This is a genomic window from Rhizobacter sp. SG703, from assembly GCF_012275445.1.
In the GTDB taxonomy this organism is placed as follows: Bacteria; Pseudomonadota; Gammaproteobacteria; order Burkholderiales; family Burkholderiaceae_C; genus Rhizobacter.
In genome coordinates this window covers 258,535-274,031 of record NZ_JAAZQK010000004.1, presented here as the reverse complement: position 1 = coordinate 274,031, position 15,497 = coordinate 258,535, and the positions used below count along the sequence as shown (strand labels likewise).

Sequence of the window (15,497 nt, the reverse complement as noted above, 5' to 3'; positions counted from 1 at the left end):
GAACCCCCGAGGGGATGCGGGCCGGCTTGGGGCGGCCCGGCGATCGGCCCGCTGCTCGTCGGTCACGTAGCCCGGGTGACAACCCGGGTCCCGGACTGGCATCCGGGCTGGGAAGGTGTTCGCGCGGTGCGCGGTGTGCCTTCGAGGTGCCGCCCCCACGCGCGGCGCAATTGCAGGTCCGATGCGAACCCCGCGTGCTGCGCGGCCCGCGTGACGCTCGCGCCGCCCGACAAGGCCTGGCGCGCCCGCTCCAGGCGAATCTTTTCCACATAGGTCATCGGCGACACCGCCGCATGCTCGGCGAACAGCCGCAGCAGGTGGCGCGTCGTCACGTGCGCGGCCTCGGCCAGCGACGCCAGCGTCCAGTCGTCGCCGGGCCGCTCGCACACCGCATCCTGCGCGCGGTGCAGCGCCGGGTGGATGTGGTGCCGGTGCGCCAGCAGCGGCGACAGCTCGGGGTCGTTCGGCGTGCGGCGCAGGTACACGACCAGGTCCTTCGCGACCCGCGCTGCCAGCGCGTCGCCGCAGGCCAGCGCGATCAGGTGCAGCGCGAGGTCGATGCCGGCGGTCACGCCGGCGCTGGTGGCCAGCGCGCCGTCGAGCACGAACACCCGGTTGTCGACCACCTGGGCTGCGGGCGCCAGGCGGCGCAGCATCTCGATGAACGCATGGTGCGTCGTGCAGCGGCGCCCGCCGAGCAGCCCGGCGCGTGCGAGCAGCAGCGTGCCGGTGCACACGCCGACGAGGCGGTGGTCGTCGCCCGATGCCATCAGCGGGCCGATGTCGCGGCGCAGCCAGTCGATCGTCTCCAGCGTGGCCGCATCGGGCCGGCCGAGCGCCGCGGCGGGCTGGCCGACCACCATCAACCAGGTGGGCACTTCGAAGCGCGTCGGCAGCGATTCGAGCCCCGCCACCTGCAGCCCGACCGAACTCGCGGCCTGCGCCTGCGGTCCGACGAAGCGCAGCCGGAAGCGCTCCGGCCGGCCCTGCGCCGCGAGGTGCGCGTCGGCCAGCCGGAATGCTTCCGCCGGCCCGGCGACATCGAGCAGCAGCGTGCGCGGCGGCACGGCGATCGCGACATCGACGCGGTTCATCGCTGCTCGGGCGGCACGCCGCGCAAGCGCTCGCGCAGCGCGGCCTGCGCAGCGAGGTCGACCGGGCGGTGCTTCACCGTGCTCTGCGCCGGGTAGCCGGCGAGGTGATTGCCGCCCTTCCAGTCGTGCACCGGCCGCACCGGGCGCGGCACGAAGCCGCCGCCGCAATTGGGACAGACGTTGCCGAGCACGCTGTCGACGCAGTTCGCGCAGAAGGTGCATTCGAAGCTGCAGATGCGCGCATCGAGCGATTCCGGCGGCAGCGTGGTGTTGCAGTGTTCGCAGGTGGGGCGGAGTTGAAGCATGGCGGGCTCGGCTGGTGAAGTCAACGAACCATAAATGATCGGACGCAGCTGTGTCTCGACGGTGGCGGACCCGCATCGATCAATTCAGGACAGGAACGTTTTTGGCCATCGTGTTACTCAGTTGGCAACATGAATTGATGAGGAGGATCCCGATGCAAGGAAGTACCCCTCCGCGGAGTCGCAGCGTCTCGCGTGGCAGCAAGACCTCGCCCGACAACAAACTTCCGCCGAAGGAGATCTCGGACCTGGTGGGCCTGTGCGTGGATCGAGGCCGTCGGTCGAGTGCGAATGCGGACGACATCTCCAACACGCTGATGGCCTATGCGGACTTGTTGAACTCCTTGATGTCGGGCTACCCGCTGCCTGCGTATGTCCCGCAAACTTACACTGTGCTGGGCACGGTTGACGAGCATGTCGAGACATTGCTCGCCGTCGTCAAGGGGCTGAGCGACAGCGGTTGCCCGGAGCTGGCCATGCAACTGCTGGTGCATCTGATGCAGCAGTTTCCAGTGCCGCGCATCGGCATGGCGGTCAAGCAGGTGAAGTGCCTGGTGTCGGTTCTGCAGCACTGCGAGGCCGGCTTGCCGGTGCCGGATGGGGTGTGGCAGCACCTGGAATCATTGCAGGTGTTCGGCGTCATCCACGAACGCCTGATGCAGGAGTGCGCCGACGCCGTGCAACTCTGCACCCTGAGCGGTGCTGCGTCGGAGGATGAGATCGCCCAGGCCGAAGCCAGGGCCATCGCCTGCATCGTCCGGAGTGTCGAGAAAGTCGGTGGTGAGCTGACGCCTGAATGCGAACGCGCGACCGAATTGCTGACGACGCTGTTTCAGAGCGCCTGCACCGATGGCCGCGCCGATGTCATCGGTTTGTGCCTCAAGTTGCTCGGCAACAATCTGGATGCGAAAGAGCTGGCGTCGGCGCTGAAGACCCGTTGGGCAGAGCAACAACCGTTGCTGACGATGCAGGACGCGACGCAGCGGATGAACGAAGCCGGATGGGTGCTTTCGACGCACAACACGAGCGAAGCGGGTGGAAGCATCCGTTGCGAGTGGATCCTGCAAGAAGGCCGCACCGTTGACGTCGGAGCGCTGCAGTACTTCGTGGAGACGGCTGTGAAATGCGGCGATGCCGTGATGCCGGGTGTGTTGGACGCCACGCTGGACGCGCTGCAGAAGACGGGCTGGACGCCGATCGATGTCGCGAACATGCTGATGACGATGGAGGATTGCCCTCCTGTCAGGGTGTTGCAGTTCATCGAACAGGCGCTGTCCGCCGGTGAGTTCGACGACGAGCGCTGCTCGGCCGCAGACGTCGTCCCGGTGCGGGAGTGGCTGGTCGGCTGCGTGCCCGGATCTTCCGACCTTGACCGCGAACAGGTGGAAAAGCGGGCATTCGGTGCGTGGCAGGAGTTGGTCACCCGGTCCGAAGACGTGTGGCCGGCGATGTACTACGAAGCGAAGCTCTGGAGCAAGCGACGCATCGGGGCGAACGCCCTGGAGGATCTGCGACTTCATGTGAAGCAGAAGGACCCCTTCGCCGAAGTCTTGTATCGCGAATTGGGTCTCGATCCCTCGTTCTCTGTCAGCGTCATGGGGGCCTTGCAGAATGCCTCCCCCGAACGCAGGACATCCGGAACCCGACGCCATCTGTTGGGAGAGCACTTTCGGCGCGAGTTGAAATGGGAGCAAGCTACTCGCTACGACTGGGATCAACTGACCAGTGTTCCGAGAATGTCCTTGCTGCACACCGTGGCCGCCTGCTTCCCGGACGAGGATGCATCGGTGGCCGCCTATGCCGCCGTCATGTCTGAAGGCTACAACGATCTCGGTCTGCGGAAGGCGTCATTGGCGCAGTGGCTGGCGGTGGCGGCAGAGCCTGAACCCGGCTGGGAAAGGCAGTGGTGCAACGCAGGCATGGAGCCGGGCGCCCGCCGGCTGGACTTGCTGTTGCTCGGGATCTTGCGAATGGCCGCCCTCTCGGGCGAAAGGGGCGGCCTCCAAGGGCTCGGCGCTCAAGCCGAATCGGCCTTTCGCCGGCACGCCAACATCCGATATCGCGCGTTGTGCAGTGCTGCCGCACTCGTGGAATTTCTCGAATGCTGCCCTCGTCCGCCCAAGAAGCTGGTGCAGGCATGGCGAGAACAAGCCGAACGGCTGCTCGGGCGGTGGCGCGCGGAGCGGTCATCCAGGCCGCTGCCCATCGCCGAGACCGAGTGCGACGCCTGGGCCGGGCGTCTGGCCGGGCGATTGGAAGCCTTGAAGCTCAAGCGATCGAACAGCTGATCGCTTCGTGCCAAGCCGCCAAGGCCCGCGCTCACCTCAACCCGCCAACCCCCGCACCGCGGCGCCTGCCGCATCGTGCGCCTGGTCCCACACCTGCTGCTTCCATTCGGGCGTGTCGATGTAGAACGCGTCCCGCGTCTGCCGCTTGATCTGCGCCTGCTGTTCGGCCGGTGCCTCCGGGTGGTTCTCGACCCACTGGTCGGCCCGCAGCGCTTCGATCATCTGCATGATCGGCAGGGTGCCGTATTCGAGCGCGATGCCGGTGTACTCGGCCTGCGGGCATTCCTCGTACGCCACGTTCCACATCAGCCCGGTCAGCATCGCCGAGCTGGAGCTGCCGTCGTAGATCGAGGTCACGCCGTCGCCCCACCACGCGCGGGCGCGGGCCAGCGCGGCCGCATCGTCGTGGCACGCGAAGATGCGCTCGCCGACGCCCATCGGCCCGAGCCCGGTGTGCAGGTCGATCCAGCCGAGCCGGGCCGCCCGCCGGCCGTGCTGCTGCAGCACGTGGCGCAGCGTCACGTGGCTCCAGGTCGGGTTGCGCCCGCCATAGAACAGGCCTTCGGGGTGCTCGTACTGGCCACCGGACACCGCCGCCTGCAGCGCCTCCATGCCGCGCTGCTGCACGAACTGGCCGATGCGCATCACCACCTCGGGCGACGGCGGCCAGGTCGGCGGCACCAGCAGCCCGGCCAGCTCGTCGTAGCCGGGGTTGGCCGGCAGCGGCCGGCTGAAGTCGTGGAAGTTGCGGTTCAGGTCGACGTTCTCGTGCGTCGTGCGGCGCCACCACGAGAAGCCGTACGGGTTCAGCGCATGGAGGTACAGCACCGCGACACCGGCGTCGTGCGCCGACGCGCGCCAGGCCGCATCGCCGAGCAGCCCGACCTGGATGCCGGAGCCGCAGAAGCCCTCGACGCCGTGGCACGCGCTGCTGACGATCAGCAGCCGGCTCGCATCGGCCGGGCCGTCGCGCACGACGTCCATCGCGAGCGTCTCGCCGTCGCGGCCCAGCAGCGGGTGTGCGTGGGTCTCGACGTCGAGCTCGGCCGCTTCGGCCGCGGCGAGGAACTTGCCGCGCGCTTCGGCGTAGGTTTGCGCGAAGAACGTTTCGGTGTTCATCGTGCCGGCCTCAGCGCCGCGGCTGCGAGAGCCACTGCTCGGCCAGGCGCACCCACAGCGTCGCGCCCAGCGGGATCAGGTCGTCGTTGAAGTCGTAGCTCGGGTTGTGCAGCATGCACGGGCCCATGCCGTGGCCGCCGATGCGGTGGCTGCCGTCGCCGTTGCCGATCAGGAAATAGCAGCCCGGCTTCTCGAGCAGGAAGTAGCTGAAGTCTTCGGCGCCCATCGTCGGCTCGAACTCCTGCACGTTCTCGGCGCCGACCACGTCGGCCATCACGCCGCGCGCGAACTCGGTCTCGGCCGGGTGGTTGATGGTCGGCGGGTAGTTGCGGGTGAATTCGAACTCGCAGCCGGCGTCGAACGCGGCGCACAGGTTCTCGGCCACCTCCTTCATGCGCTTCTCGATCAGGTCGAGCACCTCGAGCGTGAAGGTGCGCACCGTGCCCTGGATCTCGACGCTGTCGGGCACGACGTTGGTGGCCTCGCCGGCATGGATCATCGTCACCGAGATCACGCCGGCGTCGATCGGCCGCTTGTTGCGCGTGATGATGGTCTGGAAGCCCTGCACCAGCTGGCAGGCGATCGGCACCGGGTCGATGCCGTTGTGCGGCATCGCCGCATGCGAGCCCTTGCCGCGGATCACGATGCGGAATTCATTGCTCGACGCGAAGCACGGGCCGTTCTTCAGGGCGAACTGGCCGACCTGCATGCCGGGCCAGTTGTGCGCGCCGAACACCGCTTCCATCGGGAACTTGTCGAACAGGCCGTCCTTGATCATTTCGCGCGCGCCGCCGCCGCCTTCTTCGGCAGGCTGGAAGATCAGGTAGACGGTGCCGTCGAAATTGCGGTTCTTCGACAGGTGCTTCGCGGCGGCCAGCAGCATCGCGGTGTGGCCGTCGTGGCCGCAGGCGTGCATCTTGCCGGCGTGGATGCTGGCGTGCGCGAAGGTGTTCTTCTCGGTCATCGGCAGCGCGTCGATGTCGGCGCGCAGCCCGACGGCGCGATCGCTCGTGCCCGCGGTGCCCTTCACGATGCCGACGACGCCGGTGGTGCCCAGCCCGCGGTGGATCGGAATGCCCCAGTCGGTCAGCGCCTTCGCGATCACGTCCGCGGTGCGCGTTTCCTCGAAGCAGAGTTCGGGATGGGCATGGATGTCACGTCGGATCGCCGTGACGGCCGCGGCATCGGCCAGGATGGATTCGATCAACTGCATGGGCGCGCTCCAGGAAGGCGGACGAGTTTACTCGTCGAGCACATCCCGTGCCGGGGAGCGGGCGAAGCAAGCGACCGATCAAGCAACGCCCGCGGAACCGGCTTCAGCTCCGGCATCACATCGCTGACGCGATATGAGCCTGCGCTGAAGCGCAAGCGCTTTGCCGGGCCGCCGGCCCAGCGCGGCCTGCAAGGCAGGAGCGCAGCGACTGGGGGGGGCTAATGTCTTACCTTGCCTTCGGCCGTCAGGATCGTCATGTCGACGTACTTCGAACCCGCATGCGAGCGGTCGTTGAAGTCGACGAAGAACCCGCCGAGGTTCAGTTCCGGCATGTTCTCGAGCGCCGTCACCAGCGTCTCCGGCGTCACGTTGCCGCCGGCCTGGCGCAGGCCTTCGATGATGGTGCGCGCGGCGACGAAGCCTTCGATGCCGCCGTAGTTGGGTTCGAACTTCGCGCCCAGCGCCTTGCCGGCCGACAGGTAGTCGGCCGAGATCGGCACCGTCGCGCTGAACGGCAGCGGCATCACCTGGCTGATCGCGACGCCGCGGGCGTCCTGGCCGAGTTCGGCGGCCAGCGCCTGCGTGCCGACGAACGACACGTTGTAGAAGCTGCCGAGGAAGCCCTGCTTGCGGGCTTCGCGAATGAACGCGGCGCACGACTTGTACGCGCTGATCAGCACGATCGCGTCGGGCTTGTCGGCCAGGATCTTGCCGACGCCGGCCTCCACGGCCACCGTGTTGCGTTCGACCGTGCCCAGGCCGACCGGGCTCAGGTTGTGCGCCTTCAGTGCCGCCGTCATGCCGTCGAGGCCGGCCTTGCCGTAGCTGTCGTTCTGGTAGAAGACGCCGATGCGCTTCATGCCGATCGACGTGATCTGCTTGACGATCTCGAGGGTCTCGTCGTTGTACGACGCCCGCACGTGGAAGGCCATCCGGTTGAATGGCGCGCGCAGTGCCTCGGCGCCGCTGAATGGCGCGAAGAACGGCGTGCGTGCCGCGGTCGCCAGCGGCAGCGCGGCCACCGAGGTCGGCGTGCCGATGTAGCCGAACAGCGCGAAGACGTCTTCCTTCAGCAGCTTCTGGGTGTTCTCGGCGCAGCGGTCCGGCTCGTAGCCGTCATCGAGGCTGCGCAGTTCGATCGTGCGGCCATTCACGCCGCCGCGCGCGTTGACGCGTTCGAACGCGAGCAGCGCGCCTTCCTTGAAGCGCTCGCCCAGCGCGCTGGCCGGGCCGGAGAACGCGGCCGACTGGCCGAGCACGATCTTGGTGGAAGCGGCGGTCGCCAGCTTGGGGAAGGCCAGGGCAACCGGTGCCACTGCACCCACGCTCAGAAATTGACGACGCTTCACAACAACTCCAGACAAAAAGAAACGAACACTCGGCGCACGGCGCTCGAGTTCATCCAGCAGGACGCCGCGGAACCGGCTTGGCCGGGCCGTTGGCGGCGGCCCCCTCGAGGGGGAGGCGCGCAGCGCCTCGGGGGTGGGCCTATCGCCTCACCTTGCCGTCTTCGGTGAGCATCGAGACGTCGACGAAACTCGACGCGACGTGGTCCTTCGCACCGAAGTGCACGTTGAAGCCACCGAAATTCGCGTTCTGGATCGTCTCCAGCCCGGCGATCAGCGCTTCGCGCGACGGTGCGCGGCCGGCACGCTTCAGGCCCTCGGCGAACACCTTCGCCGCCAGGTAGCCTTCCATGCTCGAGTAGTTGGGAGTCGCATCGCCGCCGGCCTTCGCGACGGCGTCCAGGTACTCGCGCGAGATCGGCGTCGTGGTCGAGAACGGGAACGGCATCACCTGGCTGATCATCACGCCGCGGCCTTCCTTGCCGAGCTCGTCGGCCAGGGCCTGCGTGCCGACGAACGACACGTTGTAGAACGTGCCGCCGTAGCCGGCCTTGCGGGCTTCGCGGATGAACGCGGCGCACGACTTGTACGCGCTGATCATCACGACCGCATCGGGCAGCTTCGCGACGATGTCCTTCACCGCCTGGCCGACCGCGACGGTGTTGCGCTCGACGGTGCCCAGCGCCACCGGCGCGAGGCTCAGCGGCTTCAGCGCGCGCGTCACGCCTTCGAGGCCGGCCTTGCCGTATGCATCGTTCTGGTAGAACACCGCGATCTTGTTCAGGCTCAGCTGGGTCAGGTTCTTCACGATCAGCGCGGTCTCGTCGTAGTACGACGCCCGGACGTGGAAGACCGATTTGCTGAACGGCTCGCGCAGCGCCTCGGCACCGGTGAACGGCCCGAAGAACGGCATCTTGCTGTCGTTGACCAGCGGCAGCGCGGCCAGCGAGGTGGGTGTACCGACGTAGCCGAACAGCGCGAACACGTCGTCCTTGATGAAGCGGTCGGTGTTGGCCTTGCAACGGTCCGGCTCGTAGCCGTCGTCCAGCGTCTTCAGCTCGATCGTGTGGCCGTTGGCGCCGCCGGCGGCATTGAAGGCGTCGAAGAACACCCGCGCGCCGCGGTTCATCTGGATGCCCAGCTGCGCGGCCGGGCCGGTGAAGGCGGCCGACTGGCCCAGCACGAGCCGACGGTCACTTTGAGCCAGCGCAGGCAACGCCAGCACGGCGCTGCCGGCGGCAACGCTCTTCAGAAGATCACGACGTTTCATAGGGCAAGTTCCGTTGACAAATGTGTTGCAGCTTGTTACGACTCAGCGGGCCGTTTGCTGGGGCGTAAGGATATCCGTCCATATCGGTACAAAGTGCAGGGTTCGTGAACGAGCGGGTACATACATCCGGAAGCATGTGCAATAGTTCCGCGATGAGTTACCGAACTGTTGCGGCTGCGTGTCCGCATGACTGTCCAGACACCTGCGCCATTCGCGTGACCGTCGAGAACGATCGTGCAATCCGCATCCAAGGCGACCCCGATCACCCGACCACGCACGGTGCCCTGTGCACCAAGGTGTCGCGCTACACCGAACGAACTTACAGCCCGGACCGGGTGCTGCATCCGCTGAAGCGGGTCGGCGCGAAAGGCAGCGGGCAGTTCGAGCGCGTCAGCTGGGACGAGGCGTTGGCCGACATCGCCGCGCGCCTGCGCGAGATCGCCGCGCGCGCGCCCGAGGCCATCCTGCCGTACAGCTACGCCGGCACGATGGGCCTGCTGCAGGGCGAGAGCATGGCGATGCGCTTCTTCCACAAGCTCGGCGCCTCGCTGCTCGACCGCACGATCTGCGCGTCGGCCGGCGGCGAGGCACTGACCGCGACCTATGGCGGCAAGGTCGGCATGCACGTCGAGCATTTCGCCGAGAGCCGGCTGATCGTCATCTGGGGCAGCAACTCGATCGCGTCGAACCTGCATTTCTGGACCTTCGCGAACGCGGCCAGGCGGGAAGGCGCGAAGCTCGTCTGCATCGACCCGCGCAAGACCGAGACGGCCGACAAGTGCCACCAGCACATCGCGCTGCTGCCCGGCACCGACGGCGCGCTCGCGCTCGGTCTGATGCGCGAGCTGATCGTCAACGACTGGCTGGACCACGACTACATCGAACGCCACACCGAGGGCTGGCCGGCGCTGCGCGAGCGCGCGATGGCCTGGACGCCGGAGCGCACCGCCGAGACCTGCGGCATCGCTGCCGACGAAGTGCGCGGCCTGGCGCGCGACTACGGCACGACGAAGCCGGCGGCGATCCGGCTGAACTACGGCATGCAGCGCGTGCGCGGCGGCGGCAACGCGGTGCGTCTGATCGCGATCCTGCCCTGCCTGACCGGCGCGTGGCGGCACCGCGCGGGCGGGCTGCTGCTGTCGTCGTCGGGCTGGTTCCGCGCCGACAAGGCCGCGCTGCAGCAGCCGCAGCTGCTGGCCGGGCGGCGCCCGCGCACCATCAACATGAGCACCATCGGCGACGACCTGCTGCGCGACGGCTCCGCCGCGTTCGGCCCGAAGCTGGAGGCGCTGGTCGTCTACAACAGCAACCCGGTCGCGGTGGCGCCGGAGTCGCCGAAGGTGGTGAAGGGCTTCCGGCGCGACGACCTGTTCACCGTGGTGCTCGAGCACTTCATGACCGACACCGCCGACCACGCCGACTACGTGCTGCCGGCCACCACGCAGCTGGAGCACCTCGACGTGCACACCAGCTACGGCCACACCTACGTGCTGATCAACGAGCCGGCGATCGCACCGGTCGGCGAGGCCCGGCCGAACACGCAGATCTTCCGCGAGCTGGCGCAGCGCCTGGGCTTCGACGAGGCTTGCTTCCGCGACGACGACGAGGCCATCGCGCGCCAGGCCTTCGGCGCGACGCTCGATTTCGGCGAGTTGCGCGAGAAGCGCTGGATCAAGCTGCCGCTGCCCGAGGCGCCGTTCGCAGACGGCGGCTTCCCGACCGCGAGCGGGCGCTGCATGATCGATGCGCCCGGCCACGGCGTGCCCGACCATGTGCCGAACTACGAATCGGCGAGCTCGGCGCCCGAACTCGCGCGGCGCTACCCGCTCGCGATGATCTCGCCGCCGGCGCGCAACTTCCTGAACTCCAGTTTCGTCAACGTGCAGAGCCTGCGCGACATCGAGGGCGAACCGGTGCTGGAGATCCATGCCGACGATGCGCAGGTGCGCGGCATCGAAGGCGGCGAGCTGGTGCGCGTGTTCAACGACCGCGGCGAGTACTGGTGCAAGGCGGTGATCAGCAAGCGCGCCCGGCCCGGCGTCGTCAACGGCCTGGGCATCTGGTGGCGCAAGCTCGGCGCGCGCGGCACAAACGTCAACGAGCTGACGCACCAGCGGCTGACCGATCTCGGCCGCGCGCCCAGCTTCTACGACTGCCTGGTCGACGTGTCGCGCGGATGATGCACGCCGGCCGCCAGGCCGGTGACGGGCTTCACGTTTTCCCGCGATGTCTGCGGCGGTGTCGCGGCCGCGACAGGGTCGACGCGGTCGTCGACGCGAGAGTGACGGCTTTTCGCCTGGAGTCGTTGCGATGAAACGTCGGTCGTTCTTGCGTTCGTGTGTTCAGGGTGTGGCGGCGGCGAGCGGCGCCGGCTGGGTGCAGGTGGCCGGCGCGGCCGACGAAGGCCTGGGCGCGGCCCAGGTCACGCTCGGCAGTTCGGCCGCGCTCAGCGGCATCCTGGCCGGCTCGGGCCGCGACCAGAGCGCGGGCATCTCGGCGGCCTTCGGCGTGATCAACAAGGCCGGCGGCATCCACGGCCGCGAACTGCGCCTGCTGATGAAGGACGACGGCTACGTGCCGGCGCGCACCGTCGAGAACGTCAAGCAGATGATCGAGGGCAACACCGCGTTCGCGCTGATCTCGTGCATCGGCACCGCGAACAACGCGGCCATCATCCCGGCGATCGAGCAGGCCGGCGTGCCGTACGTCGGGCCGATCACCGGGGCATCGTCGCTGCGCCAGGCGGGTCAGCGCAACGTCTTCCACGTGCGTGCGAGCTACACCGACGAGGTGACGCGCGTGACGCAGCAGCTGGTGGCGATGGGCCTGAAGGACATCGCGCTGGTCTACCTCGACAACCCGTTCGGCAAGGAGGTCGCGAAGGACGCGACCGCCGCGCTGCAGGCGGCCGGGCTGCAGGCGGTGACGACCGTGGCGGCGGCGGTCGACGGCTCCAACGCGGCCCAGGTCGTCGAGCAGCTGCTCGCGGCCAAGCCCAACGTGGTGTTCTTCGGCACGACGGGCACGACCAGCACGGCGCTGATGCTGCAGATGCGTGCGCGCATGGCCGGGCTGCCGCTGGTCGGGCTGTCGGTGTCGGTGATCTCGTCGGAGCTGGCCAAGCTGGGCGCCGCGTCGCAGGGCATCGCGCTGTCGCAGGTGTTTCCGGATGCGACCTCGGCGAAGCTCGAATCGGTGCGTGCCTACCAGGCGGCGATGCGCGCGATCGGCCGCGAGGAATTCGGTGCCAGCAGCTTCGAGGGCTATGTCAACGCGATGGTGGTGGCCGAGGGGTTGCGCCGCGCCGGCCGCGACGTGACGCGCGACAAGCTGCGTCAGGCGTTGACCGGGCTGAAGCAGCTGAACCTGGGCGAGCTGTCGCTCGGCTTCGGCGGTGCGGCGCCGTACGTGGCGTCGCGCTACGTCAGCCTCGCGGTGCTCGGGGCCAACGGGCGCCGGCTGAGCTGAGCGGCGGCGGGATCCCCTCGGGGATCGGACGGCGTACCCGACGGCCGAGGGGTCGCCATGCCACTAGACTCGCGCGATGCGAGTTCTGGCGAACAAGAAATGGTGGGTCGTGTCGGGTCTGGTCGTGCTGCTGAGCTCGCTCAGCGGCTGCGGCTCGGTGCGCTACCTGGCGCAATCGGTCGGCGGCCACCTGAGCCTGCTGAACCAGGCGAAGCCGGTCGACGACTGGATCGCCGACCCGGCCACGGCCGAACCGCTGCGCGAGCGCCTGCAGCTGACGCAGCGCATGCGCGACTACGCGGTCAGCGAGCTGAAGCTGCCCGACAACGCGAGCTACCGGCGCTATGCCGACCTGCACCGCAACGCCGCGGTGTGGAACGTGGTGGCCGCACCCGAGCTGAGCCTGCAGTTGAAGACCTGGTGCTACCCGGTGACCGGCTGCGTCGGCTACCGCGGCTACTTCGACCAGGCCACCGCCAATGCGCAGGGCGACGAGTTGCGCGCCGAGGGCCTGGAGGTCAGCGTCTACGCGGTGCCGGCCTATTCGACGCTCGGCAAGCTGCCGGGCGGCTTCTTCAGCGACCCGCTGCTGAACACCTTCATCCGCTGGCCGGAAGGCGAGCTGGCGCGGCTGATCTTCCATGAGCTGGCGCACCAGGTGGCGTTCGCGAAGGACGACACGATGTTCAACGAGTCGTTCGCGACGGCGGTCGAGCGCATCGGCGGCACGCGCTGGCTGGCCGAGCGGTCGACCCCTGCGGCGCGCGACGAGTACGAGCGCTACGACAAGCGGCGCCAGGAGTTCCGCGCGTTGACGATGCAGGCACGCAGCGACCTCGACGCGATCTACCGCAGCGGCCGCAGCGATGCCGACAAGCGCGCCGCGAAGGCCGGCCGCATGGCGACGCTGCGCAGCGACTACGCCGCGCTGAAGGCCGGCGCGTGGCAGGGTTACGCCGGCTACGACGGCTGGTTCGAACGGGCCAACAATGCATCGCTCGGCGTGCTGGCGGCCTACAACGAGCTGGTGCCGCAGTTCGAGCGGCTGTTCGAGCGCGAGGGCCGAGATTTCGACCGCTTCTACGCCGAGGTGCGCCGCATCGCCGCGTTGCCGCGCGACGAGCGCCGCGCGACACTCAAGGCGGCCGAAGCCGCCACGGCGACGCCCTGAATTCCCACCCGCCTGCAGGACCCGAGGAGACGACATGCCCGACATCCACATCCACCGCGACCACGACCTGGGCCTGGTCCGCGCCCGCGAGATCGCATGGAAATGGGCCGAGGAAGCCGAGAAGAAGTTCGAGATGGAATGCACCGTGATCGAAGGCGAGGACAGCGACACGGTGGAGTTCAAGCGCTCAGGCGTCAGCGGCGAGCTGGTGGTGGCCGCCGATCACTTCGACCTGCAGGCCAGGCTCGGCTTCCTGATGGGCGCCTTCGCCGGCACGATCCAGGGCGAGATCGAGAAGAACCTGGATGCGCTGCTGGCGGGGGGCAAGCCGGCGGCGAAGAAGGCGGCCGCGAAAAAGGCGACCGGCAAGAAGGGCGCCTGACCCTCAGTCTTTCAGCGATTCGATCAGGTCGATGTATTCCTGCATCGCTTCGTCGCTCGACTTGCCCTTCACCGCATCCCACGCGTCCCACTTGGCGCGGCCGACCATGTCGGTGAAGCCGGGGCGCTTGCCGTCGACGTCGCCGCTGCTCGCCTGCTTGTACAGCGCGTAGATCTTCAGCAGCGTCATGTTGTCGGGCTTCTCGGGCAGGTTCTTCGAATCGGCCACGGCGGCGTCGAACTGGGTCTTGAGGTCGGCCATGAAGGTCTCCGGTGATGCTTGGGTGAAAGTCGGCATTGACGGCGCGAATGTTACCCATCATCGTCGCCCGCAGAACAACAACGCCCCCCTGGAGACCCCGACGATGCGTACCGCCCCCCCAGCGGCCCCCCCAGCGGCCGCCCGCGCTTCGGCCCAGCGCATGTCGCGCGTCGACACCGCGTGGCTGCGCATGGACAACGACGTGAATCTGATGATGATCGTCGGCGTCTGGCTGCTGCAGCCGGCCATCACGCATGCCGCGCTGTGCGAGCGCGTCGACGACAAGCTGCTGAAGTACCAGCGCTTCCGCCAGAAGGTCGTCGAAGACGCGATGGGCGCGAGCTGGGTCGACGACGCCGCCTTCGACCTGCGGCACCATGTGCTGCACGAGCCGCTGCAGCGCGCCCGCGGCCAGTCGGCGCGCCAGGCGCTGCAGGAACGCGTTGCCGAGCTGAGCAGCACGCCGCTGGATCGCGGCCACCCGCTGTGGCAGTTCCACCTGATCGACGACTACGAAGGCGGCAGCGCGCTGATCGCCCGCGTGCACCACTGCATCGCCGACGGCATCGCGCTGATCTCGGTGATGCTGTCGATCACCGACGGCGGCCAGGATCCGCCGCCGCGCCCCTCCCGCGGCAAGGCCGCCGACGATGACGGCGATGCGGACTGGCTGTCCGATGCGGTCGTCAAGCCGCTGACCGACCTGACCGTCAAGGCGATCGGCATGTACGGCGGCGGCATCGCGAAGTCGATGGAGATGCTGGCGAACCCGCAGCAGCCGCTGCTGGGCTCGATCGACATGGCGCGCACCGGCTACCAGGTGCTCGGCGACGTCGCGGCGCTGGCGCTGATGCCCGACGACTCGCCGACCTCGCTGAAGGGCACGCCGGTCGGCCGCAAGCACGTGGCCTGGGGCGAGCCGATCCCGCTCGACCAGGTGAAGGCGATCGGCCGCGCGCTGAACTGCTCGGTCAACGACGTGCTGCTGGCCTGCGTGGCCGGCGCAATCGGCGGCTACCTGCGCGCGCGCGGCGAGGAGCCGGACGGCCAGGAGATCCGCGCGATGGTGCCGGTGAACCTGCGCCCGCTCGAGAAGGCGCACCAGCTCGGCAACCGCTTCGGGCTGGTGCCGCTGGTGCTGCCGATCGGCATCGCGAACCCGGTGGAGCGCGTCTATGCGGTGCGCGCCCGCATGACCGACCTGAAGGGCAGCTACCAGCCGCTGCTGGCGTTCGCGGTGCTGTCGGTGGCCGGGCTGCTGATCAAGCCGGCGCAGGACGCGCTGCTGAACCTGTTCGCGAAGAAGGCGACCGCAGTGATGACCAACGTGCCGGGGCCGGCCGCGCCGCTGAAGTTCTGCGGCTCGACGCTTCGCCAGACGATGTTCTGGGTGCCGCAGTCGGGCCACATCGGCGTCGGCGTCAGCATCCTGAGCTACGGCGGCGGCGTTCAGTTCGGGCTGGTCACCGACGATGCGCTGTGCAACGACCCGCAGGCCATCGTCGAGCGCTTCGAGCCGGAGTTCGAGAAGTTGCTGATGGTCACGCTGATGCTGCCGTGGGAATGACGCGCCGTCGCCGGAC

General features: G+C 68.4%; 13 protein-coding genes. 6 read left to right on the top strand and 7 right to left on the bottom strand.

Going from position 1 to position 15,497, the window contains the following annotated elements; translation table 11 throughout:
- Positions 1 to 62: 62 nt before the first annotated feature.
- Together FHT26_RS09465 and FHT26_RS09460 are read right to left on the bottom strand one after the other, a co-directional pair.
- Positions 63 to 1,094, bottom strand: a complete 1,032-nt coding sequence (locus tag FHT26_RS09465; RefSeq protein ID WP_168559884.1) for a GlxA family transcriptional regulator — start codon at positions 1,092 to 1,094, stop codon at positions 63 to 65.
- Complete coding sequence (locus FHT26_RS09460; protein ID WP_168559883.1) at positions 1,091 to 1,399, bottom strand: DUF1272 domain-containing protein; 309 nt, start codon at positions 1,397 to 1,399, stop codon at positions 1,091 to 1,093. The genes FHT26_RS09465 and FHT26_RS09460 overlap by 4 nt, the downstream gene beginning before the upstream one ends.
- 152 nt (positions 1,400 to 1,551) lie before the next feature.
- On the opposite strand from FHT26_RS09460, the gene FHT26_RS09455 reads away from it, so the two are divergent.
- Positions 1,552 to 3,684 carry a hypothetical protein gene (locus FHT26_RS09455; protein ID WP_168559882.1) on the top strand — a complete coding sequence of 711 codons (2,133 nt, stop codon included), beginning with the start codon at positions 1,552 to 1,554 and terminating at the stop codon, positions 3,682 to 3,684.
- Positions 3,685 to 3,720: 36 nt separating this feature from the next.
- Here FHT26_RS09455 and FHT26_RS09450 read toward each other — a convergent pair whose 3' ends face one another.
- The 4 genes from FHT26_RS09450 to FHT26_RS09435 form a co-directional block, all read right to left on the bottom strand.
- A complete protein-coding gene (locus FHT26_RS09450; RefSeq protein WP_168559881.1) occupies positions 3,721 to 4,803 on the bottom strand; it encodes a M14 family metallopeptidase in 1,083 nt (360 codons plus the stop codon).
- Positions 4,804 to 4,813: 10 nt separating this feature from the next.
- Complete coding sequence (locus FHT26_RS09445; RefSeq protein ID WP_168559880.1) at positions 4,814 to 6,016, bottom strand: M20 aminoacylase family protein; 1,203 nt, start codon at positions 6,014 to 6,016, stop codon at positions 4,814 to 4,816.
- 218 nt (positions 6,017 to 6,234) lie between these two features.
- Positions 6,235 to 7,332, bottom strand: coding sequence for an ABC transporter substrate-binding protein (locus FHT26_RS09440; RefSeq protein ID WP_349238116.1), 1,098 nt, complete (start codon positions 7,330 to 7,332; stop codon positions 6,235 to 6,237).
- A gap of 172 nt (positions 7,333 to 7,504) precedes the next feature.
- Complete coding sequence (locus tag FHT26_RS09435; protein WP_168559878.1) at positions 7,505 to 8,632, bottom strand: ABC transporter substrate-binding protein; 1,128 nt, start codon at positions 8,630 to 8,632, stop codon at positions 7,505 to 7,507.
- Between the two features lie 134 nt (positions 8,633 to 8,766).
- On the opposite strand from FHT26_RS09435, the gene FHT26_RS09430 reads away from it, so the two are divergent.
- The 4 genes from FHT26_RS09430 to FHT26_RS09415 all read left to right on the top strand — a co-directional run bounded on the left by FHT26_RS09430 (position 8,767) and on the right by FHT26_RS09415 (position 13,653).
- Entirely contained in the window at positions 8,767 to 10,812 is a 2,046-nt protein-coding gene (locus FHT26_RS09430; protein ID WP_490362776.1) for a molybdopterin-containing oxidoreductase family protein, read from the top strand.
- 130 nt (positions 10,813 to 10,942) lie between these two features.
- Complete coding sequence (locus tag FHT26_RS09425) at positions 10,943 to 12,100, top strand: ABC transporter substrate-binding protein (protein ID WP_168559876.1); 1,158 nt, start codon at positions 10,943 to 10,945, stop codon at positions 12,098 to 12,100.
- Positions 12,101 to 12,176: 76 nt separating this feature from the next.
- Entirely contained in the window at positions 12,177 to 13,271 is a 1,095-nt protein-coding gene (locus FHT26_RS09420; RefSeq protein ID WP_168559875.1) for an aminopeptidase, read from the top strand.
- A 34-nt stretch (positions 13,272 to 13,305) separates the two neighbouring features.
- The gene (locus FHT26_RS09415) at positions 13,306 to 13,653 is read left to right on the top strand and encodes a polyhydroxyalkanoic acid system family protein (protein ID WP_168559874.1); all 348 of its coding nucleotides are present in this window, start codon (positions 13,306 to 13,308) and stop codon (positions 13,651 to 13,653) included.
- A 3-nt stretch (positions 13,654 to 13,656) separates the two neighbouring features.
- On the opposite strand, the gene FHT26_RS09410 is transcribed toward FHT26_RS09415, so the two are convergent.
- Entirely contained in the window at positions 13,657 to 13,914 is a 258-nt protein-coding gene (locus FHT26_RS09410) for an acyl-CoA-binding protein (protein WP_168559873.1), read from the bottom strand.
- Between the two features lie 103 nt (positions 13,915 to 14,017).
- Here FHT26_RS09410 and FHT26_RS09405 point away from each other — a divergent pair, with 103 nt between their 5' ends.
- Positions 14,018 to 15,481, top strand: coding sequence for a wax ester/triacylglycerol synthase family O-acyltransferase (locus tag FHT26_RS09405; protein WP_246867809.1), 1,464 nt, complete (start codon positions 14,018 to 14,020; stop codon positions 15,479 to 15,481).
- Positions 15,482 to 15,497: the final 16 nt, after the last annotated feature.

What these genes read in the sequence shown, in the direction of transcription:
- FHT26_RS09455 (WP_168559882.1), top strand. Translation starts at nt 1,552, where the DNA reads ATGCAAGGAAGTACCCCTCCGCGGAGTCGCAGCGTCTCGCGTGGCAGC.
- FHT26_RS09435 (WP_168559878.1), bottom strand. Translation starts at nt 8,632, where the DNA reads ATGAAACGTCGTGATCTTCTGAAGAGCGTTGCCGCCGGCAGCGCCGTG.
- FHT26_RS09425 (WP_168559876.1), top strand. Translation starts at nt 10,943, where the DNA reads ATGAAACGTCGGTCGTTCTTGCGTTCGTGTGTTCAGGGTGTGGCGGCG.
- FHT26_RS09420 (WP_168559875.1), top strand. Translation starts at nt 12,177, where the DNA reads ATGCGAGTTCTGGCGAACAAGAAATGGTGGGTCGTGTCGGGTCTGGTC.
- FHT26_RS09410 (WP_168559873.1), bottom strand. Translation starts at nt 13,914, where the DNA reads ATGGCCGACCTCAAGACCCAGTTCGACGCCGCCGTGGCCGATTCGAAG.
- FHT26_RS09465 (WP_168559884.1), bottom strand. Translation starts at nt 1,094, where the DNA reads ATGAACCGCGTCGATGTCGCGATCGCCGTGCCGCCGCGCACGCTGCTG.
- FHT26_RS09405 (WP_246867809.1), top strand. Translation starts at nt 14,018, where the DNA reads ATGCGTACCGCCCCCCCAGCGGCCCCCCCAGCGGCCGCCCGCGCTTCG.
- FHT26_RS09460 (WP_168559883.1), bottom strand. Translation starts at nt 1,399, where the DNA reads ATGCTTCAACTCCGCCCCACCTGCGAACACTGCAACACCACGCTGCCG.
- FHT26_RS09415 (WP_168559874.1), top strand. Translation starts at nt 13,306, where the DNA reads ATGCCCGACATCCACATCCACCGCGACCACGACCTGGGCCTGGTCCGC.
- FHT26_RS09445 (WP_168559880.1), bottom strand. Translation starts at nt 6,016, where the DNA reads ATGCAGTTGATCGAATCCATCCTGGCCGATGCCGCGGCCGTCACGGCG.
- FHT26_RS09430 (WP_490362776.1), top strand. Translation starts at nt 8,767, where the DNA reads ATGTGCAATAGTTCCGCGATGAGTTACCGAACTGTTGCGGCTGCGTGT.
- FHT26_RS09450 (WP_168559881.1), bottom strand. Translation starts at nt 4,803, where the DNA reads ATGAACACCGAAACGTTCTTCGCGCAAACCTACGCCGAAGCGCGCGGC.